The organism is Novosphingobium sp., from assembly GCF_030696665.1.
GTDB lineage: Bacteria > Pseudomonadota > Alphaproteobacteria > Sphingomonadales > Sphingomonadaceae > Novosphingobium.
Window position 1 is genome coordinate 117,384 of the sequence record NZ_JAUYRV010000026.1, and the last position, 22,839, is coordinate 140,222.

General features: G+C 63.1%; 22 protein-coding genes. 8 read left to right on the forward strand and 14 right to left on the reverse strand.

Annotated features, from left to right (window positions below; all coding sequences use genetic code 11):
- Positions 1–50: 50 nt before the first annotated feature.
- A complete protein-coding gene (locus Q8R81_RS06165) occupies positions 51–983 on the reverse strand; it encodes an alpha/beta hydrolase (RefSeq protein ID WP_305616566.1) in 933 nt (310 codons plus the stop codon).
- Between the two features lie 58 nt (positions 984–1,041).
- Here Q8R81_RS06165 and Q8R81_RS06170 point away from each other — a divergent pair, with 58 nt between their 5' ends.
- On the forward strand, positions 1,042–1,959 hold the full coding sequence (locus tag Q8R81_RS06170; RefSeq protein ID WP_305616567.1) for a LysR family transcriptional regulator: 918 nt from the start codon (positions 1,042–1,044) through the stop codon (positions 1,957–1,959).
- 164 nt (positions 1,960–2,123) lie between these two features.
- Here Q8R81_RS06170 and Q8R81_RS06175 read toward each other — a convergent pair whose 3' ends face one another.
- From Q8R81_RS06175 to Q8R81_RS06200, 6 genes are all read right to left on the reverse strand, one after another.
- Entirely contained in the window at positions 2,124–2,957 is an 834-nt protein-coding gene (locus Q8R81_RS06175) for a fumarylacetoacetate hydrolase family protein (RefSeq protein WP_305616568.1), read from the reverse strand.
- A 95-nt stretch (positions 2,958–3,052) separates the two neighbouring features.
- Positions 3,053–3,955 carry a VOC family protein gene (locus Q8R81_RS06180; protein WP_305616569.1) on the reverse strand — a complete coding sequence of 301 codons (903 nt, stop codon included), beginning with the start codon at positions 3,953–3,955 and terminating at the stop codon, positions 3,053–3,055.
- Positions 3,952–4,398 carry a heme-binding protein gene (locus Q8R81_RS06185; protein WP_305616570.1) on the reverse strand — a complete coding sequence of 149 codons (447 nt, stop codon included), beginning with the start codon at positions 4,396–4,398 and terminating at the stop codon, positions 3,952–3,954. Before Q8R81_RS06185 ends, Q8R81_RS06180 begins: the two co-directional genes overlap by 4 nt.
- Positions 4,395–5,936, reverse strand: coding sequence for a bifunctional 3-(3-hydroxy-phenyl)propionate/3-hydroxycinnamic acid hydroxylase (locus Q8R81_RS06190; RefSeq protein WP_305616571.1), 1,542 nt, complete (start codon positions 5,934–5,936; stop codon positions 4,395–4,397). The genes Q8R81_RS06185 and Q8R81_RS06190 overlap by 4 nt, the downstream gene beginning before the upstream one ends.
- Entirely contained in the window at positions 5,933–7,153 is a 1,221-nt protein-coding gene (locus Q8R81_RS06195) for an amidohydrolase family protein (protein ID WP_305616572.1), read from the reverse strand. The genes Q8R81_RS06190 and Q8R81_RS06195 overlap by 4 nt, the downstream gene beginning before the upstream one ends.
- 123 nt (positions 7,154–7,276) lie before the next feature.
- Positions 7,277–8,827 carry an acetolactate synthase large subunit gene (locus tag Q8R81_RS06200; protein ID WP_305616573.1) on the reverse strand — a complete coding sequence of 517 codons (1,551 nt, stop codon included), beginning with the start codon at positions 8,825–8,827 and terminating at the stop codon, positions 7,277–7,279.
- Positions 8,828–9,012: 185 nt separating this feature from the next.
- Here Q8R81_RS06200 and Q8R81_RS06205 point away from each other — a divergent pair, with 185 nt between their 5' ends.
- The 3 genes from Q8R81_RS06205 (at position 9,013) to Q8R81_RS06215 (ending at position 12,139) form a co-directional block, all read left to right on the forward strand.
- On the forward strand, positions 9,013–9,240 hold the full coding sequence (locus tag Q8R81_RS06205) for a hypothetical protein (RefSeq protein WP_305616574.1): 228 nt from the start codon (positions 9,013–9,015) through the stop codon (positions 9,238–9,240).
- Between the two features lie 120 nt (positions 9,241–9,360).
- Complete coding sequence (locus tag Q8R81_RS06210; protein WP_305616575.1) at positions 9,361–11,517, forward strand: catalase; 2,157 nt, start codon at positions 9,361–9,363, stop codon at positions 11,515–11,517.
- Between the two features lie 13 nt (positions 11,518–11,530).
- Entirely contained in the window at positions 11,531–12,139 is a 609-nt protein-coding gene (locus Q8R81_RS06215) for a hemerythrin domain-containing protein (protein WP_305616576.1), read from the forward strand.
- Between the two features lie 51 nt (positions 12,140–12,190).
- On the opposite strand, the gene cydX is transcribed toward Q8R81_RS06215, so the two are convergent.
- The 3 genes from cydX to Q8R81_RS06230 are packed head-to-tail and all read right to left on the reverse strand — an operon-like array spanning position 12,191 to position 15,049.
- A complete protein-coding gene (gene cydX / locus Q8R81_RS06220; RefSeq protein WP_305616577.1) occupies positions 12,191–12,301 on the reverse strand; it encodes a cytochrome bd-I oxidase subunit CydX in 111 nt (36 codons plus the stop codon).
- A 12-nt stretch (positions 12,302–12,313) separates the two neighbouring features.
- Positions 12,314–13,462 (reverse strand): cytochrome d ubiquinol oxidase subunit II, encoded by a 1,149-nt coding sequence (cydB, locus tag Q8R81_RS06225; RefSeq protein ID WP_305616578.1) that lies wholly within the window; start codon positions 13,460–13,462, stop codon positions 12,314–12,316.
- A gap of 12 nt (positions 13,463–13,474) precedes the next feature.
- Complete coding sequence (locus tag Q8R81_RS06230) at positions 13,475–15,049, reverse strand: cytochrome ubiquinol oxidase subunit I (RefSeq protein ID WP_305616579.1); 1,575 nt, start codon at positions 15,047–15,049, stop codon at positions 13,475–13,477.
- A gap of 149 nt (positions 15,050–15,198) precedes the next feature.
- Between Q8R81_RS06230 and Q8R81_RS06235 the strand changes: the two genes are divergently transcribed.
- The gene (locus Q8R81_RS06235; protein WP_305616580.1) at positions 15,199–16,809 is read left to right on the forward strand and encodes an ABC transporter ATP-binding protein/permease; all 1,611 of its coding nucleotides are present in this window, start codon (positions 15,199–15,201) and stop codon (positions 16,807–16,809) included.
- On the forward strand, positions 16,806–18,404 hold the full coding sequence (locus Q8R81_RS06240) for an amino acid ABC transporter ATP-binding/permease protein (RefSeq protein WP_305616581.1): 1,599 nt from the start codon (positions 16,806–16,808) through the stop codon (positions 18,402–18,404). Before Q8R81_RS06235 ends, Q8R81_RS06240 begins: the two co-directional genes overlap by 4 nt.
- Here the strand turns inward: Q8R81_RS06240 and Q8R81_RS06245 are convergent.
- The 3 genes from Q8R81_RS06245 to Q8R81_RS06255 all read right to left on the reverse strand — a co-directional run bounded on the left by Q8R81_RS06245 (position 18,374) and on the right by Q8R81_RS06255 (position 20,373).
- Positions 18,374–19,159 (reverse strand): sulfite exporter TauE/SafE family protein, encoded by a 786-nt coding sequence (locus Q8R81_RS06245; protein WP_305616582.1) that lies wholly within the window; start codon positions 19,157–19,159, stop codon positions 18,374–18,376. The two genes, Q8R81_RS06240 and Q8R81_RS06245, sit on opposite strands and share 31 nt — an antisense overlap.
- A gap of 62 nt (positions 19,160–19,221) precedes the next feature.
- The gene (locus Q8R81_RS06250) at positions 19,222–20,133 is read right to left on the reverse strand and encodes an MBL fold metallo-hydrolase (RefSeq protein ID WP_305616583.1); all 912 of its coding nucleotides are present in this window, start codon (positions 20,131–20,133) and stop codon (positions 19,222–19,224) included.
- A gap of 36 nt (positions 20,134–20,169) precedes the next feature.
- Complete coding sequence (locus Q8R81_RS06255) at positions 20,170–20,373, reverse strand: DUF2892 domain-containing protein (protein WP_305616584.1); 204 nt, start codon at positions 20,371–20,373, stop codon at positions 20,170–20,172.
- Positions 20,374–20,534: 161 nt separating this feature from the next.
- Here Q8R81_RS06255 and Q8R81_RS06260 point away from each other — a divergent pair, with 161 nt between their 5' ends.
- Both Q8R81_RS06260 and Q8R81_RS06265 read left to right on the forward strand, forming a co-directional pair.
- Complete coding sequence (locus Q8R81_RS06260; RefSeq protein ID WP_305616585.1) at positions 20,535–20,879, forward strand: rhodanese-like domain-containing protein; 345 nt, start codon at positions 20,535–20,537, stop codon at positions 20,877–20,879.
- Between the two features lie 79 nt (positions 20,880–20,958).
- The gene (locus tag Q8R81_RS06265) at positions 20,959–21,270 is read left to right on the forward strand and encodes a helix-turn-helix transcriptional regulator (protein ID WP_305616586.1); all 312 of its coding nucleotides are present in this window, start codon (positions 20,959–20,961) and stop codon (positions 21,268–21,270) included.
- A gap of 29 nt (positions 21,271–21,299) precedes the next feature.
- Here the strand turns inward: Q8R81_RS06265 and Q8R81_RS06270 are convergent, their stop codons facing one another.
- Positions 21,300–22,832, reverse strand: a complete 1,533-nt coding sequence (locus Q8R81_RS06270; protein ID WP_305616587.1) for a PepSY-associated TM helix domain-containing protein — start codon at positions 22,830–22,832, stop codon at positions 21,300–21,302.
- Positions 22,833–22,839 lie beyond the last annotated feature (7 nt).

Here is a 22,839-nt window from a genome sequence, read left to right on the forward strand (position 1 = left end):
CCCTTGCATCACGCGCCATGCGGCCACCATCGCATTCTATCGATGCAACGCTATCGACCGAATGCCTTTGCCGCCCCCATGCTGCACGCGTGCGCTGCAAAGGCGATCAGTTCCTGCTCCAGCCTGTCATCATCGCCACCGATGTGCATGGTGATGCTGTAATGATTATGCCCGCGCACCACCCCGCCTGCAGGCAGGCCGCCATTGTGCCTCAGCAGATCATCCATCAGCCCAATCCATTCCGTCTGGAACCGCACGGGATCGAATTCAGCGCAACACGCCATGATCGGCAACTGCACTTGCGCCAAAGCATCCTTCGTCCACCGTTGCGGATAGAGCGCCGGATCGCCTGTATAAAGCGCGTCGCGTGCATCGGGCGGGGTGTATCCATAAAGGCCCGACAGCAGGATCAACCCCCGCACATCGGCCTCGGCCTGTGCAGATCCCACATGCTTCACATAGCCCGAAACATGGACCGCCCCCGCCGAAGTTCCGCAGAGGATCACCTGCCCCGGATCGCCGCCGTGATCCGCTGCGTTCGCCTTCAACCAAGCAACAACCGCAGCAACGTCTTCCGCACCCGCAGGCCACACGTGGTCGGGCGCAAGGCGATAGTTGATCACCACACCAAGAAAACCGGCCCGCGCGGCAACGCGGCCCATGTTGGTGTTTGCCAGACTGCCGTTGTCGCCCTTGTCCCCCTTGAGGAAGCCGCCGCCGTGTACGAACACAAAGATCGGTGAAAGCGCATCACTCTTGGGCCGGTAGATGTCGAGCCGGTGCCGCGCGTGCGGACCATAGGCCACGTCCTGCACCGAAACCGGCATCGCATCGGCCAGCGCGCGTTGCTGATCGCCGTAAAGCGCCCCCAAGGCCTGCAACACCTGCGGTCCCAACTCACGCCCCATTTCGGCAATGCGAGCGGCAGTATCGGCAGACTCTTCCATCACGTGTCCTCTGGTTCCCGGCACCTTGGTAACCATTGCTGCTCATGCTGCATAGTACTACAAGGCGATGCAGCTATAACCATCGGGAATGATCATGGACATCGACACGCGGCATTGGCGGGCCTTGCGGGCGGTGATCGAACATGGCTCGTTCAACCGCGCGGCAGAGGCGCTTGGCGTCACTCAACCCGCCATTTCCAAAAGCATCGCCCTGATCGAACGTGTGGCCAAGACGCAGGTCCTGGAACGCGGCCATCGCGGGGCCGTGCCCACGGCGGCAGGCGTCATCCTCGGGCGCACAGCCATTGCGATGACCAATCTGGCCACGCAGGCGCGCGATGAACTGTCCTCGCTGGGAGAGGAAGCGCGCGGCCCCCTGATCGTCGGGTCCACGCCCAGCGCCATGCCCGGCCTGATGCCAGCGGTGTTTGGCCGCCTTTGCGCCGACAGTGGACCCTTGCGCATCGCCCTTCGTGAAGGGCTGGATTCCGAACTTCAGCCCGCGCTTGAAAAGGGCGAGATCGGGCTGCTGGTTGGCCCTGTTACCGATCTCGGCGGCACCGACGCAGGCAGACCATTACCCAACATCGTCGAAGGCGTGCTGCTGACTGAGCGCATGTATGTCGGCATGGCGAAGAGCAACCCTCTGGCAAGCGCCCAAACCTTGCGCATTCAGGACTTGCTCGATCAATCGTGGGTCTTGCCAACTGGTGGCAGCCGCTTTCACCAGCTGATCGAGGCGCTGTTCCTCAGCCGGGGCCTGCCTTGGCCCGCAGACGTGATCCGCACCAACTCACTCTACCTGCAAAAGCAGATCGCGCTGGCCAGCAACCGCCTATTCCTGCTGACTGACGTGGAACTGATCGGCCACGAACCGCAATTCGCATGGGTTCCCCTGGCAGACAGTCCCATCCGCAAATTCGGCTGGAAGCGCCTGAAGGCTGTCGTGCCCAGCCCGATGGCGAAGGCCTTCATCGACGTGATGACAGACCTGATCGCCGCCCACCGATAGAGTGGCGGCGCACCATCAGAAGCCCGCTTCCTACAGCCCGCCTCCCACCACCCGCTCATGCTGAGCTTGTCGAAGCATGCGGCACAGCGCAGCCGCAAACACCCTTCGACAGGCTCAGGGTGTGCGGGCGTGGGGAAGTCGAAGCAGTCAGCCCGCGCGGTACATCATGCTTCGTCGATCACCGGGTTGGTCAGCGTGCCGATCACGCCCACCGACACTTCGCAAACGTCGCCTGCCTTCATGTAAAGCGGCGGCTGGCGCTTGTCGCCCACACCGCCGGGTGTGCCGGTCACGATCACGTCGCCGGGAGACAAAGGCGCGAAGGTCGAACAATATTCGATCACGAAGGCCACATCCCAGATCATGTCCGAAATCGGCTGATCCTGCACCAGTTCGCCGTTCAGCCGGGTCTGCACCCGCTGGCTGCCAAGGTCGGCCACATCGTCGGGCGTCACCATCGCCGGGCCGAACGCGCCTGTGCCGGGGAAGGTCTTGCCCGGTGTGAACTGGATATTGTGGCGCTGCCAATCGCGCACCGATCCATCGTTGAACACCGAATAGCCCGCTACATGATCCAGCGCATTGGCGCGGGGAATGCGGCGGCCACCCTTTCCGATCACCACGGCCAGCTCGCCTTCATAATCGAAGCGGGTGGTTTCGGGCGGGCGTACCAGCGGTTCGCCGTCAGCAATCAGGCTGTCGGCCCAACGCGTGAAAATCGCCGGAAATTCCTTCTGGTCGCGCCCCGTTTCGGCCACGTGGGTGGCATAGTTCAGGCCAACGCACAGGATCTTGCCGGGGTTCGGCACAACGGGCAGCAGGCGCACATCGGCGCGTGCAAAGCTGGCTATGGCGGGCAGCGCCGCCAGATCGCCGCCCAGCACGTCCTTCAGGAAAGCGGGCGCGCCCTGTGCGCCCAGATCCTGCACGGTTTCACCATCAAGGCGGCCAAAGCTGGCGGTGCCATCGGGACGGCGGAAGCTGATGTAACGGGCCATTCTATTGTCTCCTCGGAGGATTTGCTTTGCGTGCCCCGGCATTCCCGCCAGCGCAAGTGCGGCCGCGCCGCCCACAAATCCTCGCCTGTTGATTGTCAAAGCGCTGCAGGTTCCCAATCGCGACGGCAGCGGAAACGCTCTTCCGCCACACGCAAGCCATCGAAATCCTTGTCCGAAACGCCCCATTGGTCGATGCGCTGCTCGGGCCACGTCCAGTCGTCCGGCACGCCGGTTACATAATCCGCAGGCACCTTCTCGACCGGCGTGGAATACTCGATCACCGGGCCGAACGGCGCGATGTAATAGGCATAGACATTGTCGCCCGGACCATGCCGCCCCGGACCCCACGCTGGTGCAAAGCCATTGTCGCGCATCCAGCCAATGCCGCGCATCACCGCGTCCAGATCGTCCATCTCGAACGCCACGTGGTTCAGGCTGGCAAAGCCCGCGCGGGCAAAGGCGGTGGAATGGTGGCTGTCGTTGCAGCGCACGAAAACCATGCCCTTTGTCCGGTCAGACACGCGGAAATCCAGCACGTCTTCCACCGCATGGCCCATCATTTCGGCATCGGCGGCGTTGAACACCACGTGCGTCAGCTTCACCGGGGACACGCGTTTGCTGGCCTTGGCAAAGCCGTCAATCGGAGCCACTTCGCTGGTGCCCGCCAGAAAGCGCAAGATCGTGCCTTCGGGCAGTTCCACCACAATGCCCGAACCATCGCCGGGATCGGTTGAAGTCACGGGCCGTGCTGCCCAACCCTGCTGCGTCACGCGCACCTTCAGTGCGGCCATCTCTTCGTCTGAACAGACAAACGTGGTTGAACGGACAAATTCAGCGTCCGATTTTTCGAACGCCACCAGATAGGGAAACGGCCCGGTCCCGCGCAGATAGTGCGTTTCGCCGCGCACATCTGCGGGATAAAGCCCCCACACGTCCACCATCCACGCCGCCGCGCCCGCCGGATCGGGCAGGGCCAGTTCGATGCTGCGCAACTTCATTTCGCATTCTCCAGATTCGCATTCGGCTCCAGATTGAACCCGGCCGCTCGAATGCCAACCAGCGCGCACTCCTCGTCACAATCGCCGGTATCGCCGCTGATCCCCACCGCGCCGATCACTGCGCCAGCATCGCGGATCAACACGCCGCCGGGCGAGAACGCGATATTGCCACCAACCACTGCCGTAACGCTTTGAAAGAAGGCGGGATTGCCTTTGGCGCGCTCTGCCAGAATGCGCGTATCGTCGCCCATGCCGATGGCGCCGAGTGCCTTTGCCCGTGCGATGTCATGGCGAAACATCGTCGCCCCATCCTCACGGGCAAAGGTCACCGGTTGCCCCCCGGCGTCCAACACGATCACCGCCAGCGGCTTGGCAGCACGCGCACGTGCCTCGGCCAGCGCTGCGGTGGCAATGGTCTGTGCGGCGGAAAGGGAAAGGCTCAAGCCGCAATCTCCTGCTTGTTTTTCAATAACATATCGCGCACGACAATAAGGTCGGCGGCATTGCCCGTGCCGAACACATAATGATCAGGCCGCACCAGCACAGCTTCTGCACCATGTGCATCGAGCCACGCCGCCACTGCACCACCATCGGGCAAGTCAGAGGCAACGAATGTGCTGACCGGGCTGAGGCCCCCGCCTTCGCGGGGGCGCGGTTCGGCCACGAACAACCGCCAGCCCTGACCGGTCAGATCATCCAGCTTGCGTCCGTCGCTCAGGATCGGCTGCACAAAGCGCGCACCTGCACCCGAAGTGCCCGGTGCGACGAAGCCCGTTGAAATTGCAGGGATTAAATCCGCCGCCGTCTCACCCGCCTTCTGCGCCGCCTGCTCGCGGATCGCGGCATCGCGCGCAGCCGCCTTGCCCGGATCTAGCTCGCAGATATAGCGCCCGGCCGCCACCGCCGCGCCAATCACCCCGCGCACATGCGGATCGCGTTCCGGCTGGTAGGTGCCAAGGATCGCCTCGTCCGCGCCATCGTTGACAATTGCCGCCATTTTCCACGCAAGGTTCGCCACATCGCGCAATCCATGACACATGCCCTGCCCAAAGAATGGCGGCGTCTGGTGCGCGGCGTCGCCGGCCAGAAACACCCGGCCCACCTGCCATTTTTCGGCAACCAGACCGTGAAAGCGATAGGTGGCAGCGCGCACGATCTTGTGCGGAACGTCCTTCATCCACGCGCCAACCAGCGCGGCGACATTGTCCGACTGCATCATCACAGCATCGTCTTCACCGGGAAGCAGCATGAATTCCCAGCGGCGGTGATTGCGCCTTCCGGGGACCACCGTGGCGGGGCGGGAAGGGTCGCACATCATCACCGAAAGGCGCTGCAGATCAGCGTCGGCGGGCACGCCGGAGATTGGCGGGAAGGTCACCGGGCCTTCCACTTCGGCATCGACAACAAGCCACGGCTCCTCGAAATCGAGGTCGTCCAGCTTCACGTTCAACGCCTTGCGCACAGGGCTGCGCGAACCGTCGGCTGCGATCACCCAGCGCGCGTCCAGATGCATCTCTGTGCGCTCTAGGTGCATCTTGGTGTCGTTCAGGAAATAGCGCACCCGCACATGGCTATCATGCTGTTCCAGAGAGGAAAATTCGGCCCCAAGCAGCAGCTTTATGTCGCCATTCTCGGCAAGGGCATCACGCAGGTGCGTTTCGAATTCCGGCTGGTAGAAAAAGTAATCGTTGGACCAACCGAACGGCTTGGGCTTCCCCACGGTGCCCATATAGCGGATCACGCCATGATCCGCGCCCACATGCAGATGGCCGTCCGTCGCCACCATGTCCGGCAAAACGCGGTCGATCACGCCCGCGCTCTGGAACAGGCGCATCATCTCGTGGTCAAGGTGAACCGCGCGGGGAAGGGGGTAATGCTCGGTCTCTTTTTCCAGCACGACGACCGAAAGACCCTGCCTTCCCAGCAGGTTGGCGGCCATAGCTCCGACAGGTCCGCAACCGATGATCGCAACGTCGATCATGCCGCAGGCGCTTTGTAGAGCGCGCCGCCCTGCATGATCATCGCCAGCCGCGCCTTGTCCTGCAGGATGCTTACGTCCTGAGTCGGGTCACCATCGACCAGGAGCAGATCAGCCAGCCAGCCTTCGCGGACGCGGCCCACTTGCAGGTCCATCAATTCACCGCCCAGCGCGGTCGCAGCGGTCAGCGCCTCGGCGGGAGTATAGCCGAAATGATCGACGAAAATCTGCAAGTCACGCGCGTTGCGGCCATTGGGATTGAACGGAAAACCATAGTCCCCGCCGATCAGGATGCGCATTCCGCGCGCCTTCAGTGCGGGCACCAGCTTGGCCTCCAGCGCCATGCGTTCGGCAGCGCTTTTCTTCATGTGGCTCATGTCGATATGCGGCGGCGGAGTGGCTTCAAGCGCGGCGATGGAGACGCCGGGCGAGGGGGCATAGAACGTAGTGTCCTTGGCCGCGATCATCACATCGGCCGCGGCCTCATCGGCATAGGATGCGTGGTAAATGATGCGCGCGCCGGCCTTTAGCGCAAGGTCGATGGCCTTGGGATAATAGGCGTGCGTGGCGATCCACAGACCGGCGTCGCGCGCGGCTTGTCCGGCGGCTTCCATTTCCTCATCGGTATAGAGCACATCGCCCGCAGAGCCGGGCTTCAGCGCATCTTCGCCCGAGACGACAAGTTTGAGCGAGCCGACGCCCTGTTCCTTGCAATAGGCCACGAAACTGCGGATGGCGTCCGGCCCGCGCCCGTTGAACACATCGCCGGTCTCGACGCCTTCCGCGCCTTCGGGGCTGCGTTCCAGCGTGGAGGGAATGAGGCGCGGTCCCGGCGTTTCACCTGCTGCGATGGCGCGGGCAAGGCCTACCTCGATGCCATCGCCCAGCGCGCCTGCGGAATAGGCGCTGGTGAAGCCGTGATCGAGCAGCACGCGCGCATTGCGCCACGCCGCCACTTTCAATTCGTCAGCCGGAAGGATGAACTGGTGGTAGATTTTTTCGACCGAGGATCCCCAGGTGAGGTGCGCATGCGATTCCACCATGCCGGGCATCAGCGTCATGCCCTTGCCTTCGATCACAGTGTCGAAAGCCTGCCCGTCAAACGCATCTGCGGCGTCTGCAATAGCCTCGATCCGGTCACCCGCCACGACTACAGCGTTGTTTCCGCTGCGCAATGTCTCGCCATCAAAGATCGAGACATCTCGGATCAGGGTACGCATGGTCTTCTCCCGGAGTGCTTTGGCTTGTTCCGGGGTTCTAGGGGGCGGAGACTATGCCGCCTAGTTCTATTGAATGATAAATGTATTCCGAATTGGAATGTTCAACATCCCCGCAAATCCGGCTCAATAGAGCTTCACTTCGATCAACCTCGGCCCGGCCTCGCCGTTCGCATTCAGCAGCGCGCGGGCCAGATCCTCGGCGGTTTCCACGCGAACGCCGGGGACGCCCATCGATTTGCCCATCGCAAGCCAGTCTATCGTCGGCCGGTCAATGTCGATCATGGTCAGTGCGCGTTCGGTGGGGGCGGGGCCAGCACCCATGTTGGAATATTCGGCCTTGAGGATATTGTAGCTGTTGTTGGCAAAGACCACCGTGGTCACCGGCAACTGCTCGCGCGCCTGCGTCCACAACGACTGGATCGTGTACATCGCGCTGCCATCGCCGACCAGACAGATGGTGCGTCGGTCAGGGCAGGCCATTGCCGCGCCGGTGGCCACGGGCGGGCTGTAACCAATTGATCCGCCAAGGTTGTTGATCATGTCATGCGGCAGCGCGCCCAATGTATAGCTCATCGATTCCCGCCCACTGGTGAGGGATTCATCCACCACGACGGCGTTTTCGGGAATGCCTGCGCACAGCGCATGGGCAATGCTGATCGGGTCCAGCTTGCCACTGGGCGCAATCCGTTCCGCCGATGATTGCAGGTGCGGCGCGGTGCCGCCAAGGCCAAGCGCATCGACCAGCATTTCGAGTCCCAGAATGCTGTCCTCGTCCGGTTCCACCAGCGTGTGGACGATGGCGTCGGGCGCTTTCATCAGGCTGGGTCGGTCAGGATAGGCAAAGAAGGCCACCGGCTCACGCGTTTCCACGGTGATGATGTGCTTGAAATCCTTGAGGAACGCCATCGCAGCGGGGACGGCATAGGGAATTCGCTCCAAGGACACGCGGCCCGCGCCCCGTTCAATCCGGGTGGTGAAGAACTGCGACCCCAGCCTGCACCCGGTCCCCGCCGCCACCATTCCGGCGAGTTCGAGCGGGGCGGTGCGCGCGGCCTTGTTGGCAAGGATCATCAGCGTCGGCTCGCCCGAGCGCAGGACGTTGGCAACGGCTTCGATGCGGGCAGCGTTCGGTGCCTTGCGCGGTTGTGCGGTGAAGCTTGGCGTGACCGAACCACTGGCGTCCTGCCACGCCGTGTCGCCCGGCAGGATCAACGTAGCGATCCGGCCCGGATGTTCGGACGCTTTCGCCACCGCCGTCGCCGTGTCCCACGCGATGCTCTGCGCGCTTTCGGCCCGGCGCACCCAGTGGCTGAGCGGGCGGCCCAGCCCTTCGATGTCGGACATCAGCGGCGGATCATGGCGCAAGTGCGAGGCGGAATGTTCGCCCACAATGTTGACCATGCCCGAACTGGCGCGCCGGGCATTGTGGATATTCGCCAGCCCATTGGCGAGGCCGGGGCCGAGGTGCAGCAGCGTGCAGGCGGGCTTGTCCCGCATCCGATACCAGCCATCGGCAGCGCCGGTACACACGCCCTCGAACAGGCACAGCACAGATTTGATACGCGGGGTTTCCAGCGCGGCCAGAAAGTGCATTTCCGACGTGCCCGGATTGGCAAAGCAGACTTCGATCCCGGTGTCGGCAAGCGTGCCGACCAATGCGTTGGCGCCGTTCATTCCGATCAATACCTCGCCCATTTGTGGCCATGATCGATAACACCACAAGAGCGCGCCAGGGCCAATACCAGCCAAGGCTAGCCGCCTTGATCAAAAATCACCACCCATATGGGGCAGCGGCACCAGATCCCAAAGGCGGGAACCATGTCTTCACGCGCTCGTTCAAAGCGCAAATAGGAGGACACATGCTAGGCAAGATCATATCGGCAATGGTCGGCAAGAAGATTGCCGAGCGGACGCATGGGATGAGCGACGGTAATGGTGCGCTGGTCGGTCTGGCCATCGCGACGGTTGCCCCCAAAGTGCTGCGGCGCATGGGACCGGGCGGCGTGATCGCTGCTGCTGCCGGTGGCTGGGTGGTTTCGCGATACCTTCGCAAGAAGCAGACCCGCCAGCGGGATTTGCCATACTGATCTGTCGCGAAGAGCGACGCACCAGTAACTATTCTCAACGTCCGGGCAAGCCAGCCGGGCGGGGCATGCATGTCCCGTTCGCGCCGGTCTGTGCGTGGACGACAAGACAGGACATTCTTCATGGCCAAGACCGTACCCGAAACTTCCGCCTCCTCGCCCGCGCTCGACAACGGTCTGGCTGACCATCAGCCGGGTAGCGGCGCGGCAAGCTATGAAACCGCCACCGGCAATGCCGGAGAGACGCATCAGAATGCGGCCAGCGGAAACAATGGTTCGGCCTTCCTGACCGACAATTTCGGCCATCGCATTTCCGACAACCAGAACAGCCTGAAGGCAGGCGCGCGCGGGCCGACGCTGCTCGAAGACTTCATCCTGCGCGAGAAGATTTTCCACTTCGATCACGAACGTATCCCTGAACGCATCGTCCACGCGCGTGGATCGGGCGCGCATGGCGTGTTTGAAGTGACCAAGGCGATCCCTGAACTGACCAAGGCAGGCCTGTTCCAGAAAAAGGGCACGACGTGTCCGGTGTTCGTGCGCTTTTCTACCGTCGCTGGCGGTGCAGGTTCGGTCGACACGCCGCGCGATGTGCGCGGGTTTGCGGTGAAGCTCTATACCGACGAAGGCAACTGGGATTTGGTTGGAAACAACATCCCGGTGTTCTTCATTCAGGACGCGATCAAGTTTCCTGACCTTGTCCACTCGGTGAAGATGGAGGCCGACCGCGGCTATCCGCAGGCTGGCAGCGCGCACGATACGTTCTGGGATTTCGTCGGCTTGATGCCCGAAACCATGCACATGATCATGTGGGCGATGAGCGACCGCGCCATTCCGCGCACCTTGCGCATGATGGAAGGTTTTGGCGTCCACACCTTCCGCTTCGTCAATGCAGCGGGGGAGGGCAAGTTCGTCAAGTTCCACTGGAAGCCCGTGCTGGGCATGGAATCGCTGATCTGGGACGAGGCCGTGAAGATCGCCGGGGCCGATCAGGATTTCCACCGCCGCGATCTGTTTGAAAGCATCGAGGCGGGCAGCTTCCCGGCGTGGGATCTGGGCGTGCAGGTGTTCGACGAGGAATTTGCCGCCAAGCAGCCCTACGATGTGCTGGATGCCACCAAGCTGATCCCGGAAGAGGACGTGCCAGTCGATATCATCGGCCGCATGACGCTCAACCGCAATGTCGACAACTTCTTTGCCGAGACCGAGCAGGTGGCCTTTTTGCCAACCAACGTGCTGCCGGGCATCGATTTTTCGAACGATCCGCTGCTGCAGGGACGCCTGTTCTCGTATCTCGATACGCAGAAGTCGCGCCTTGGCACGACCAACTTCCACCAGATCCCGATTAACGCGCCCAAGTGCCCGTTCCACAACATGCAGCGCGATGGTCTGATGCAGACGCTGGTTCCTACCGGCCGTGCCAACTACGAACCGAACTCGCTGGATGAAGCGGGCGAGGACGCAGGGCCGCGCGCATCTGTGGACACCGGCTTCACCTCGTTCCGCGAGAATGGCGAGCGTAACGACCCGACCGAGAAGGTTCGGGTGAGGGCAGATCTGTTTGCCGATCACTACAGCCAGGCAACGCTGTTCTTCCAGTCGCAAACGGAGAACGAACAGGCGCATATTGCCTCGGCAATGGTGTTTGAGCTGTCGAAGGTCACGCTGGAACACGTGCGCGTCCGCGTTCTGTCTCGCCTGCGCAATGTCGACGAGGCGCTGGCAAAGCGCGTGGCCGATGGGCTGGCGATGGACCTGCCGGAAAAGGCACCTGCCGCGCGTGAACCGGTGAAGATGAAGCCGTCTGATGCGCTTTCGATCCAGAAGCAGGCGAAGATGACCTTCGAAGGCCGCAAGGTCGGCATCCTCTTTGCCGAAGGTTCGGACAAGGCGACTATCGACAAGCTGAAGTCCGGCATCGAAGCGGCTGGCGGCAGCGTGTTCCTGGTTGCGCCAAAAGTTGGCGGGATCGCCGTCAAGGGCGGCACGCTCAAGGCCGATGGCAAGCTGGAAGGGTCGCCCTCGGTGCTGTTCGATGCGGTGGCTTCGGTCCTCATGCCCGATGCTGCGGCAAAGCTGGCCACGCAGGGCGCTGCGGTCCAGTGGTTCATGGACGCCTATGGCCATTGCAAGACCATCGCCCATTGCAAGGGCACGCAGGTGATCCTCGACAAGGCGGGCGTTGAGAAGGACGCGGGCGTGGTGCCCAACGAAGAACTGCTGAACGTCGGCCCGGTGCGCCACTTTGCGCGCGAGCCGAAGATCCGCGATCTGGCCTGAGGGAGTGACAAACATGGCAACCAAGACCAAGGAAAAAGCCCCGGCAAAGGCGAAAGCTGATGCCATCGCCAAGGCCAAAGCCATCGCGCCCGATGTTCCGGCGCGCATCGGGACAACCCCTGAGACTGACCTGCGCGGGCTGCCCGACATCTTCGGGCGGCTGATCGAAGACCACGACCGGCACCGCGCGCTGCTGGCCATGATCGAGGTGACCGAGGGCAAAAGCGCAGACCGCGAGGCCCTGTTCGAGGAACTGGTCTATGAGCTGAAATCCCACGCCGCTGCCGAGGAACAGGCGCTGTGGTCCACCGTGTTGCGCAACCCGGAAACCACCGAGTTTGCGCGCCACGCCGTGGCCGAGCACAAGGACATCGACAAGATGCTCGATGATCTGACCGCGCGCGATATGGGCAAGAAGAAGTGGATGGAGCGCTTCGCCGATCTGAAGCACGAATACCTGCACCACATCCGCGAGGAGGAGCAGGAGCAGTTCGTCGAGAGCGAAAAGATCCTGACCGACGCTGACCGCAAGCATATGCGCGACGTGTTCGAGCGCCGGAAGACCGAAGAGAAGGCGCGGGCCGAACTCAAGCCGAAGCTGAAGATCAGCGATATTGCCTGATATTTGGGCCTGACGTCACGGCGTCAGACAAAGCGGTGACGGGGCGGGGGACTATTCCTCCGCCTCTCCGCCATCGTCCATGCGGAATTCGTTCCACATGCCGTTGATGATCCCGAACGAGACGGCAAGGCCAAGGCCGAGTATCCAGGTGAAATACCACATCGTGTTGAATCCTCAGTAGAAGTCAGGACTGTTCTGGATTTCGCGCATGGTCAGCCGCCCGAACATCACCCGCATCGCCCATGCGGTATAGGTCAGCACCAGCGGCAGCAGCACCACCGTAACCAGCAGCATGATCCACAGCGTCAGGTGGCTGGATGATGCGTTCCACACCGTCAGGCTTGATCCCGGATCGATGGAACTGGGCAGGATGAACGGGAACATCGACAGCCCGACCGTGGCGATGATCCCCACCGTTGCCAGCGATGATCCGCCAAAGTTGAGCAGGTGGTTGCGGCGGCGGATTCCCACTAGCGCCAGCACCGGCCCGGCCAGCCCCAGCACTGGCGCAAACAGCGTCCACGGCTGTGCGGCATAGTTGGTCAGCCACGCGCCCGAAGCGGCTACGGCCTGCGCGTAGTGCGGGTTTGAAGGCCCGGCGGTATCCACCAGGCTACCCAGCCGGAAGCCCAGCCCGCCTTGCGCCACCGCGAGCCCGCCCAGTGCAAACAGCACCACCGCCGCCATCGCCGCCACGCTGCCAAACTTGCGCGCGCGGTCCAGCACCGGCCCATCCTCGATCTTCATGGCCAGCCATCCCGCGCCGTGCAGCACCAGCATCGCCACCGACAGCAGCCCGCCAAGCAGCGCAAAGGGCGTGAACAGGCCCAGCAGCGTGCCTTCATAGAAGCTGCGCAAATCGCCATCCAGCCGGAACGGCACGCCCAGCAGCACATTGCCCACCGCCACGCCGAACACCAGCGCAGGCACGATGCCGGACACGAACAGCGCCATGTCCCACCGGCTCCGCCACGCAGGATCGTTATGCTTCGACCGATACTTGAATGCCACCGGCCGCAGGATCAGCGCTGCCAGCACAAGGAACATCGCGATGTAAAAGCCCGAAAAGCTTACCGCATAGACAAATGGCCATGCCGCAAAGATCGCGCCTGCACCCAGGATCAGCCACACCTGATGCCCCTCCCAATGCGCGGCCACCGAATTGATCACCAGCCGCCGCTCGGCATCGCCCTTGGCCACGAAGGGCAGGAGCGAGGCGACACCAAGGTCATAGCCATCGGTCAGCGCAAAGCCGATCAGCAGCACGCCCATCAGCGCCCACCAGATGATCCGCAGCGTTTCGTAATCGAGGGGAATACCCATCGCGTTGGCTCCTTATTCGGCCGGCATCGGCGCAAAGCCGCCGCCGAAAGCTGTGTCTTGTTCAGGCTCAGGCGCATGCTCGACCGGTCCCTTGCGGATCGAGGACAGCATCAGCCGCACCTCTATCACCGCCAGCACCGAATAGAGCGCGGTGAACCCGGCAATCGTTGCCCACACTTGCCCCACGGTCAGCGAAGAAGCGCCAAGGAACGTCGGTAGCACGCCTTCGACGGCCCAAGGCTGGCGTCCGATCTCGGCCAGCAGCCAGCCGAACTCGATGGCCACCCACGGCAGCGGGATCATCAGCACCGACAGCTTGAGAAACCAGCGTTTCTCGAAGTGGCAAGTGGATGAGTAGTAGAACGCCAGCGAGAAAAAGCCGATGAACAGGAAGCCCATGCCCGCCATCAGGCGGAACAGCCAGAACATCACCGGCACGTTGGGGATCGTATCGCGTGCCGCCTGCACGATCTGATCATCGCTGGCCTTGCGTGGATCATCGATGTGGCGCTTCAGCAGCAAGGCATAGCCCAGATGCGCCTTGTTTCGCTCAAACGCCTCACGCGCGGCAACATCGGTGCGGTTCGCCTTCAGCTTTTCCAGCGCGTCATAAGCCAGAATGCCCGCCCGGATGCGCTCGTCCGCCTTCAGGACCAGATCGTTGATGCCCATGACCTCACCGGTCAGGCTGCGGGTGGAGATCAGGCCCAGCACATAGGGGATCTTCACTTCGTAGGCGGTGGACTCGCTCACAAGACTGGGAATGCCGAAGATCGAAAGCCCCGCCGGAGCGGGCTCGGTGTGCCACATCGCTTCAATCGCGGCGAGTTTCATCTTCTGGTTGTCGGTCAGCGCGTAGCCGGATTCATCGCCCAGCACCACGACCGAGAGGCTGGACGCCAGACCGAACGCCGATGCCACCATCATCGACCGCTTGGCCACGCCCACCCACTTGCCCTTGAGCAGATACCACGCCGAAACGCCCATCACGAACACCGCTGCGCAGACATAGCCCGCGCTGACGGTGTGGACGAACTTTGCCTGCGCCACCGGATTGAACAGCACCGCCGTAAAATCGGTCACTTCCATCCGCATCGTATCGGGATTGAAGCGCGACCCCACCGGGTTCTGCATCCAGCCGTTGGCAATCAGGATCCACAGCGCCGAAAGGTTGCTGCCCAGCGCCACGCAGAAGGTCACCGCAAGGTGCCCCACGCGCGAAAGCCGGTCCCAGCCGAAGAACATCAGGCCCACCATCGTGGCTTCAAGGAAGAAGGCCATCAGCCCTTCAATCGCCAGCGGCACGCCGAAAATATCGCCGACGTAGTGCGAATAGTAGGACCAGTTGGTCCCGAACTCGAACTCCATCGTCAGGCCCGTTGCCACGCCCAGCACAAAGTTGATGCCGAAGAGCTTGCCCCAGAACCGCGTGATCTGCCGCCAGATCGGGCGGCCTGTCATCACGAACACGCTCTCCATGATCACCAGCATGAACGACAGGCCGAGCGTCAGCGGCACAAACAAAAAGTGATACATCGCGGTCAGCGCAAACTGAAACCGCGAAAGTTCGACGACGGCCATATCCATAAAGGAAGCTCCGGTTCGTGACAGGCCGGATCATTGCCAGAACAGGCCCGACTCGACTTGGCCCGGCGTCTATCACACTTAGCAATATCAGAAAACGGTAATATACACTTGCAGTCACCCAAAGGGGCGCGCCATAAGCGGGTCTTGAAATGACCCAGCTTGCTTCTGCATTCCTGAAATCGAAATCGCGCCACGCGCGCCGCGCCGCTGCTTGGTGGCAAACAGATGTTGCTGGTGCGGCGTTGTTCGCTGCCGCGCTCGCCTTCTGGCTCGGCAGCGGAATGGAGGGGCGGTCGGCTTGGGCGACGATGCTCGCGCTTGTTGCTCTCGCGTTCAGCGGACCGCTGCGGGCGTTGGCCCAGTCGCGCGGGGCGGCAAAGGGGCAAGCCGCCGCCAATACTGCCAAGCAGGCCTTGCGGACCCGCCTGTTCGCTGCCCTGTTGCCCACCGGATACCGCCGGGGGCGCTTGCCGGGTGAGGACTTGCGCACCGCTATCGACGATGTCGAAGTGCTGGATGGCTATGTTGGTAAGTTCGCGCCGATCCGCAGTGCCGCCATGCTTTCTCCCCTGATTTGCGCTGCGCTGGCCGCGCTTGCCAGTTGGATTGCCGCTGCGATCATGCTCGCCACGCTGATCCCGTTCGCCTTCGGGATGATCCTTGCGGGCACCGCAGCGCGCGTGGAGGCAGAGCGTCAGCACCTCGCGCTGTCACGCATGACCGGCCTGTTCGTTGACCGCGCCCGCACGCTGCCCACCATCGTCAGCTTCGGCGCAGAGGATCGCGTCACCCGCCAGATCGCCAGCGCCGCGCAGGACGTGGCAATGCGCACCCTGCGCGTGCTGCGCATCGCCTTTGTTTCCAGCGCAGTGCTGGAATTCTTCGCCGCGCTCTCGGTCGCGCTGGTGGCGGTTTATTGCGGATTCTCGCTGCTCGGCATCCTGCCGTTCCCCGCGCCGGAAACCCTGGACCTGACGCGCGCCTTCTTCGTCCTTGCGCTCGCGCCGGAATTTTACCTCGGCATGCGCCGCATGGCCGCCGCCTATCACGAAAAGCAGCAGGGTGAGGCCGCGATGGCAACGATGCAGCCTGAGCTTGCGCGGGCCGAAGCGATGCTGGCGCAAGCACAACCGCAGCTTATCGCGCCGGAAGGCCTCACGCTTCACGAACTGCTCGTGCGCTATGATGACGGCTCCACCATCGGCCCCTTCAGCGCAGCTTGGCCGGAAACCGGGCTTCACGCCGTCACCGGACCCACAGGTTCGGGCAAGTCCTCGCTGCTCCACTCCATCGTCGGCATGGTCCCGGTCGCTTCCGGAAGCCTGCTCACGGCAGGGGATGAAATTGCGCCCGGCGCGCTCAACCCGCATGTCGGCTGGAGCGGCCAACGCCCTTTGCTGCTGCCCGGTACGCTGGCCGAAAACATCTTGCTTGGTAGTGCGGGCGATGCTGATTGGTTCGATCTGGCGCAGCGCCTGAGCCTCGACGCGCTGCTCCATGCGCGTGGTGGCGATTTGGTGATCGACCCTGTCGGCTCGGGTCTGTCGGGCGGAGAGCGCCGCCGCATCGGCATTGCCCGGGCGATCCTTTCGGGCCGCCCGATCCTGCTGCTGGATGAACCGACCGCCGATCTTGATGCAGCGACGGTGCAAACGGTCATCGACGTTCTGTGCGAAGTCGCCCGGACTCGCCTGGTCATAGTCGCCACGCACGATCCCTTGCTGATCGAAGTGGCGCAAACCACGGTGCCCTGCGCATGAGCGCAGATCTTCCCATCGCCCAACTCGCCGGTCGCCGGGCAGGCTTCGCTGCCGGGCTGGCAGGCGCACTAGCCGCGCTGTCCGGCGTCGGCCTGCTTGCGGTGTCGGGCTGGTTCCTGACCGGCGCGGCCTTGGCCGGAGCGGGCGGCGTGGCGGCGGTGCAGGCCTTCAACTACCTGCTCCCCAGCGCAGGCATTCGCGGCCTGGCCATCACGCGCACGCTGGCGCGCTATTTCGAACGCCTGCTCAGCCACCGCGATGCGCTGAACAGCCTTGCGGACGTGCGCCCGCGCCTCTTCGCCCGCCTCGCTGCCGCCGATATGGCAGAGATGACTCGCCGGGGCAGCGGCACCATCGCTGCACACCTCGGCAGCGATGTCGAAGCCTTGGAAGATCTGGCGATCCGGCGCGTTTCGGTCACGTCAGCCACGGCGGGCGCGGTGGCCGGGCTGGCGGCGGCGGTGCTGGCCGGACCGCTGGCCGCCGTCATTCTGGGAATAGGCCTCGCCACCAGCGTTCTTGCCACGCGCGCGTTCGCACCACGCTGGCTTGCCAAGCCTTGGCAGGATCACGGCGCGGCGCTTGAACGGCTCAAGGCGCTCTATGCCGAATACGCCACCGCCAGCGTGGAACTCGCGCTCTACGGGCAAGCCGAAAAGGTGGGCATGCTGCTCGGCGCGGAAGGCGATAAGGTCGATCAGGCGCGCGCCGCCATTGTCCGCGCAGAGGGTTGGCTTCAGGCGGTGCAATTGACCGTCGCGTCATGCACCGTAGCGCTGATGCTCGCCACCAGCGCAGCGCCTGTTGCGTTGCAGGCCTTGGCTGCGCTTGCCGGGGCTGCCGCTTTTGAAGCGCTGGGCGGTGTGAGCCACTCACTGCTCCAGCGCGCCCGCGTGGATGCGGCGCTGGCGCGGCTGTCGCAGATCGCGCAAATGCCGGAGCGCGGGGTGGATGATGCAAAACTGCCGGTCTCCGCCACGATCACGTTGGGAGAGGGCGCGCAGTCCGTTATGCTCAGACCCGGCGAGCGTGTGCGGATTTCCGGGCCATCGGGCAGCGGGAAGACACGGCTGGTGCAAGCGCTGTGCGGGTTGCGCCGCGATGCATCGCAGGTTGCGTTGATTGACGGCAGGCCGGTGGAAGGTCTGAATATCAATCAGTTACGCGGGCTCTTTGCCATGTCGGCGCAAGATGCGCCGCTGCTCGCAGGCACCGTGGCCGACAATCTCCGGCTGGCACGACCGAGGGTGAGCGAGGCCGAAATGTGGGCCGCGCTTGAAATTGCCTGCCTTGCCGATACGGTGCGCGCGATGCCCGCTATGCTCGAAACCTGGCTCGGCCCCGATGGCGCGCGCCTGTCCGGCGGCCAGCGCAAACGCCTCTCGCTCGCCCGCGCGCTGCTGGCGGGCAAACCTTGGCTGGTGCTCGATGAGCCGAGCGAAGGTCTTGATCTGCAAACGGAAATGGGCGTGGCGCAGGCGCTCGACACGTGGCTGCGCGAAACCGGCACCGGCCTCATACTGGTCAACCACCGCCCCGGCCTCGATTGGCTGGCGCAGCGGGTCTATGCGGTGAACGACAGCCAGTTGCGATAGAGCATGTAAGCGGCCACCACCACGATCAGTGTCGCAAACACGGTGTTCAGCAGTCCCTTGGCCCCCGCCAACCGCTTGGCCGCCATCGCGCCGAGCACCGAGCCGACAATCCCGCCTGCGATGAACGCTCCGGCCAGCGGGAAGTCCAACAGCCCCGATGCGGCGTAGTTGGCGGCGGTGGTGAGGCCGAAGGCGGCAACTGCGATCAGCGAGGTGCCGATGGCGCGGTAGATCGGCATGGCAGTGGAGGCGACGAGGGCGGGAACGATCAGAAATCCGCCGCCGATGCCGAAGAAGCCTGAAAGGATGCCGGTGCCAATGCCGAACAGCACGACCTTGGGCAGGTTCTCGCGGTTGCACTGCACGCCCTCGATCCCGGTATCGCCGCGCCCGCGATACATCAGCACTGCAACGACGAGCATCAGCAAGGCGAAGAGAAACAACAGTTTTTCGCCGTCAAACGCCTTGCCCAGCGTCGATCCACCCAGCGCACCCATCACACCTGCCAGCGCGAACGACCCGCCGCAGCGCCAGTTCACGTTCTTCTCACGCGCGTGGTTGAACAGGCCCGCCAGTGCATTGGCGGCGACCGCCAGCGCGCTGGTGCCGATGGCGAGGTGGGGGCTTTTGACGCCGACCACATAGACCATCAAAGGCACCGCGAGGATCGATCCTCCGCCGCCGACGAGGCCCAAAGTGAAGCCGATCAGAACCCCGCTGGCTGCCCCGAGCAAATACTGGATTTCGCTGTACATTTGCGGCGTTTCCGGTGTGGTTCAGAGGCGCTTAGGTGCAGCTAGGTGCATCTAGGTGCTGTTCAGAGAACGTTGAGCGGAAGCTTCAGATAGCGGGTTCCGTTGCCCTCCGGTTCCGGCAAATGCCCGGCGCGGATGTTCACCTGAATCGATGGGAGGATCAGGCGCGGCATGCCCAAAGTCTTGTCACGCGCCTCACGCATCTGCACGAAATCGTCCTCGGACACATCGCCGTGGACATGGACGTTGCCGGTGCGCTCTGCACCGATGGTGGTTTCCCACACAAACGTATCGCGGTTCGGCGCCTTGTAGTCGTGGCAGAGGAACACGCGCGTTTCATCGGGCAGCTGCATCAGGCGGCGGATTGAACGGAACAGCGTGCGTGCATCGCCGCCGGGGAAATCGGCGCGGGCGGTGCCATAATCGGGCATGAACAGCGTATCGCCGACAAACACAGCATCGCCAATGACATAGGCCATGCAGGCCGGCGTATGGCCGGGCACATGCAGCGCCACGGCGGGAATGCTGCCCAGCGCAAACGCCTCGCCATCATGCAGCAGCCGGTCAAACTGCGACCCATCGCGCGCAAAGCTGTGCGGCTCATTGAAAATGCTGCCGAAAACACCCTGCACGGTCAGGATATCGCGCCCGATCACGATGGTGCCGCCCAGATGCTCCTGCAGATAGGGCGCATCGGAGAGGTGATCGGCGTGGGCGTGGGTTTCAAGCAGCCAGTCTACGCCCAGGCCCTCGGCGCGGACATAGGCGATGACCGCGTCTGCCGAAGCGTGCGTGACGCGGCCTGATGGCTGGTCAAAATCCGCAACGGAATCAATGATCGCCGCGCGCTTCGTGGCGGGATCGTGGACCACATGGGTGGCGGTGAAGGTTGGCACGTCAAAGAAGGTGCGGACGACCGGGGCGGCAGCTTCCCTAACCTGAGCAATGGCTTGTTGGAGTGCGGTGTCGGTCATCAATCGATGTTCCTTTGAGCGCATTTCAGGTTGGCGTTACTTGAAGACATTGCTGGAGCGGATACCCAGCCTTTTGAAGGCCATCGCTGCCGGGCAAATGCCGGTAAAGCCAGCGATGAGCAGGCTGAGGCCGGCAAGGGCAGTGAGCCAGAGGAATCCGGGGTTGACCCAGTGCGCCAATGCAACGCTGGCCAACACGACCAGCCCGGCCAAGCGGAATACGGCAGCATCAATCGTCATTTCATCGTCTCCTTCGTGGCGCGAAAAATCGCTTCCCCATGAATCATGATTGACGAATATAATGCCTGCATGATATTAGCAAGTCATAATGTTAGGAGTGTCCTGACAATCCCGGCTTACGAGCAGGGATGATGGCGCGATTTTGACGAAAGGTGGATCAGATGGTTTTCGGTTTTGGCAAAAACAGTGCCCCGCAGCACAAGGAAGTGACCGCGCAGCACCTTCAAGGTTTGTTGCAGGCAGGTGAGGTTCTCGTCGTCGATGTGCGCGAGGTGAACGAATTCGAAGAAGGGCACATTCCCGGCGCTGTGAACATGCCGCTGTCCACTTTCCAGCCTTCGCAACTGCCCGATGCTGGCGGAAAAACGCTGGTGCTGAACTGCCTTGGCGGCAAGCGTTCGGGCATGGCGCTGGACAAGTGCAGCACGGCGCAAGGTGCGGTTGACACCCATCTGGCAGGCGGATTTGGCGCATGGCAATCGGCCGGTCTTCCGGTCGAGCGTTGATCTGATATCGGGCCGTCGTCATTCTTGCCATCTGCGTGGTATTGCGGGATGACGACTGTCCTTTTACGGAGCTGCGGCCATGAAGCCGACCGACCTTAGCGAACTGAAGACCAACGCGAACCGCATGGCGGGGCGTATGCGTCTTATGAGCCACCCCGAGCGGCTGCTGATGATGTGCCGCATGGACGAGGGTGAGGTTTCGGTAACGGAGTTGGTCGAACTGACCGGCCTTTCGCAGTCTGCCGTATCGCAACATCTGGCGCTGCTGCGCGAGGAAGAGATCGTGTCGATCCGGGGTGAGGCGCAGACCCGCTATTACAGCCTGAAAGACCCGATTGTGCGGGGAATCATCCACGCATTGTGCGAGCTTTGCACCCAATATCAGGTGTGAGGGGCGGCGGCATAGCGCCGCCCGGGTCATCAAGCGACTTTGCGCAGTTTGCGTCGCCGCTTGATATCCAGCCACAGGCCTATCCCGCCCATCAGCACGACGAGCGCCAAGGCAGCCCCGCCGACAATGCCGTTGAGCGCCAGCTTGCCCACCGGGTACAGGAAGTTCCATTTGTGGATGAAGCTGAACACCACACGTTCGGGCTTCTGCCAATCCTCCACGCGATCAGCCAGTACGCCGGTGGCGGTGTCTACAAAGAGGCTGGCGTTGACCGGCGCGCCGAAGTCCACTTTCCAGACCGGTAGACGCTTGTTGCGGAAATCGTAGTCGGTGCCGAAGCGGGTGATGAGGGTGGTGCCAGTGACCGGAGCATCGCTCCCGGCAAAGCGCTTGGCGATGACCAGCGCCAGTTCGCGGTCGGCCAGCGGCACGGCCTTTCCTGTGGTTACATCGACATAGACTGATGCGCCGCCCGGTTGGAGGCCGTCAAAGCGAGCCTTGCGGATGGCGTCGGGGGTTTTGGGCGCGTGATGTGCGTGGTGATCGTGCTCTCCGCCACCGGCCATCGGCGCGGCGGCAAGATCGAGGCGATAGAGCGGCTGGCCTTCCGGGCCTTCGACCAGTGACAGCGCGCGCACCTCTTGACCGCCTGCGAGCGCGGCCCAGTCCTGCTCCACCGGATAGCGCCCCGCGGAAAGATCGAGCGGACGCCCCATACGCAGTTGGCTGACGGGTGGTTCGAGCGAGAACTGTACAAGGTGGTAGATCCCGCTGAGCGAGAACATCAGCAGCGGCAGGGCGAGAACGTAGCCCGAGGCGCGATGCCATCCACGCGCACCGGGCAAGCGCTTTTTGCGTCGGATGGCCACCAGCATCACGATGCCGGTCACCGCCAGCGCGGCAAGGCTGGCGACCATCAGGCCGACGATTGCCACGCGCAGCCATTCAGCCTGCTGCGGAAACCAGTCCCACGTGTGCAGCCAGCGGAAGACGCGCTGCTGCACGGCCTTGGTATTATTGCTGACGGCGGCCAGACTGCCAGTTTCTGTGTGGACATAGGCGATCACGCCGTCGTCCCCGGCGAAGCGGACTTTCCACACCGGAAGCAGGCGGTTGACCCAAGGGTAATCGCCATCGAACGCGGTTTGCAATTCGATGCCGCTGACCGGGCGCTTTTCCGCAAGGTAATGCCGCGCGAGATATTCGGCCTGCCGCCGGTCCTGCCCCGCCACTTCGGCCCCGGTTGCGGGATCGAAATAGCGGCGTTCGGCCAGCGGATCGACGGTTGCCTGATAGAGCGTGCCTTGCGCCGAAGGCACGGTGCGCACGGCGATGGGACGGGTGATCCCGGCGGCGGAAAGGGTTTGCGCCACCGGTTTCGATCCCGCCAGATCAACCGGCTGGGCGGGTGGCATGAACACCGCCTGTTGCGGCCCATAAAGTGCGAGCCACACGTGGGTGAGGCCGGAAATGCCCCAGACCAGCAGCGAAATGCCGCCGATCATGGCCAGCCACTGGTGCTTGGAAAAGGACCAGCGGCCCATCTTTGCCTTGGTGCTCATGTTGCCC

Bases quoted from the DNA above. Each gene is read 5' to 3' on its own strand.
- Q8R81_RS06165 (WP_305616566.1), bottom strand. From the start codon at position 983: ATGGTTACCAAGGTGCCGGGAACCAGAGGACACGTGATGGAAGAGTCT.
- Q8R81_RS06170 (WP_305616567.1), top strand. From the start codon at position 1,042: ATGGACATCGACACGCGGCATTGGCGGGCCTTGCGGGCGGTGATCGAA.
- Q8R81_RS06175 (WP_305616568.1), bottom strand. From the start codon at position 2,957: ATGGCCCGTTACATCAGCTTCCGCCGTCCCGATGGCACCGCCAGCTTT.
- Q8R81_RS06180 (WP_305616569.1), bottom strand. From the start codon at position 3,955: ATGAAGTTGCGCAGCATCGAACTGGCCCTGCCCGATCCGGCGGGCGCG.
- Q8R81_RS06190 (WP_305616571.1), bottom strand. From the start codon at position 5,936: ATGATCGACGTTGCGATCATCGGTTGCGGACCTGTCGGAGCTATGGCC.
- Q8R81_RS06195 (WP_305616572.1), bottom strand. From the start codon at position 7,153: ATGCGTACCCTGATCCGAGATGTCTCGATCTTTGATGGCGAGACATTG.
- Q8R81_RS06200 (WP_305616573.1), bottom strand. From the start codon at position 8,827: ATGAACGGCGCCAACGCATTGGTCGGCACGCTTGCCGACACCGGGATC.
- Q8R81_RS06205 (WP_305616574.1), top strand. From the start codon at position 9,013: ATGCTAGGCAAGATCATATCGGCAATGGTCGGCAAGAAGATTGCCGAG.
- Q8R81_RS06210 (WP_305616575.1), top strand. From the start codon at position 9,361: ATGGCCAAGACCGTACCCGAAACTTCCGCCTCCTCGCCCGCGCTCGAC.
- Q8R81_RS06215 (WP_305616576.1), top strand. From the start codon at position 11,531: ATGGCAACCAAGACCAAGGAAAAAGCCCCGGCAAAGGCGAAAGCTGAT.
- cydX (WP_305616577.1), bottom strand. From the start codon at position 12,301: ATGTGGTATTTCACCTGGATACTCGGCCTTGGCCTTGCCGTCTCGTTC.
- cydB (WP_305616578.1), bottom strand. From the start codon at position 13,462: ATGGGTATTCCCCTCGATTACGAAACGCTGCGGATCATCTGGTGGGCG.
- Q8R81_RS06230 (WP_305616579.1), bottom strand. From the start codon at position 15,049: ATGGATATGGCCGTCGTCGAACTTTCGCGGTTTCAGTTTGCGCTGACC.
- Q8R81_RS06235 (WP_305616580.1), top strand. From the start codon at position 15,199: ATGACCCAGCTTGCTTCTGCATTCCTGAAATCGAAATCGCGCCACGCG.
- Q8R81_RS06240 (WP_305616581.1), top strand. From the start codon at position 16,806: ATGAGCGCAGATCTTCCCATCGCCCAACTCGCCGGTCGCCGGGCAGGC.
- Q8R81_RS06245 (WP_305616582.1), bottom strand. From the start codon at position 19,159: ATGTACAGCGAAATCCAGTATTTGCTCGGGGCAGCCAGCGGGGTTCTG.
- Q8R81_RS06250 (WP_305616583.1), bottom strand. From the start codon at position 20,133: ATGACCGACACCGCACTCCAACAAGCCATTGCTCAGGTTAGGGAAGCT.
- Q8R81_RS06255 (WP_305616584.1), bottom strand. From the start codon at position 20,373: ATGACGATTGATGCTGCCGTATTCCGCTTGGCCGGGCTGGTCGTGTTG.
- Q8R81_RS06260 (WP_305616585.1), top strand. From the start codon at position 20,535: ATGGTTTTCGGTTTTGGCAAAAACAGTGCCCCGCAGCACAAGGAAGTG.
- Q8R81_RS06265 (WP_305616586.1), top strand. From the start codon at position 20,959: ATGAAGCCGACCGACCTTAGCGAACTGAAGACCAACGCGAACCGCATG.
- Q8R81_RS06270 (WP_305616587.1), bottom strand. From the start codon at position 22,832: ATGAGCACCAAGGCAAAGATGGGCCGCTGGTCCTTTTCCAAGCACCAG.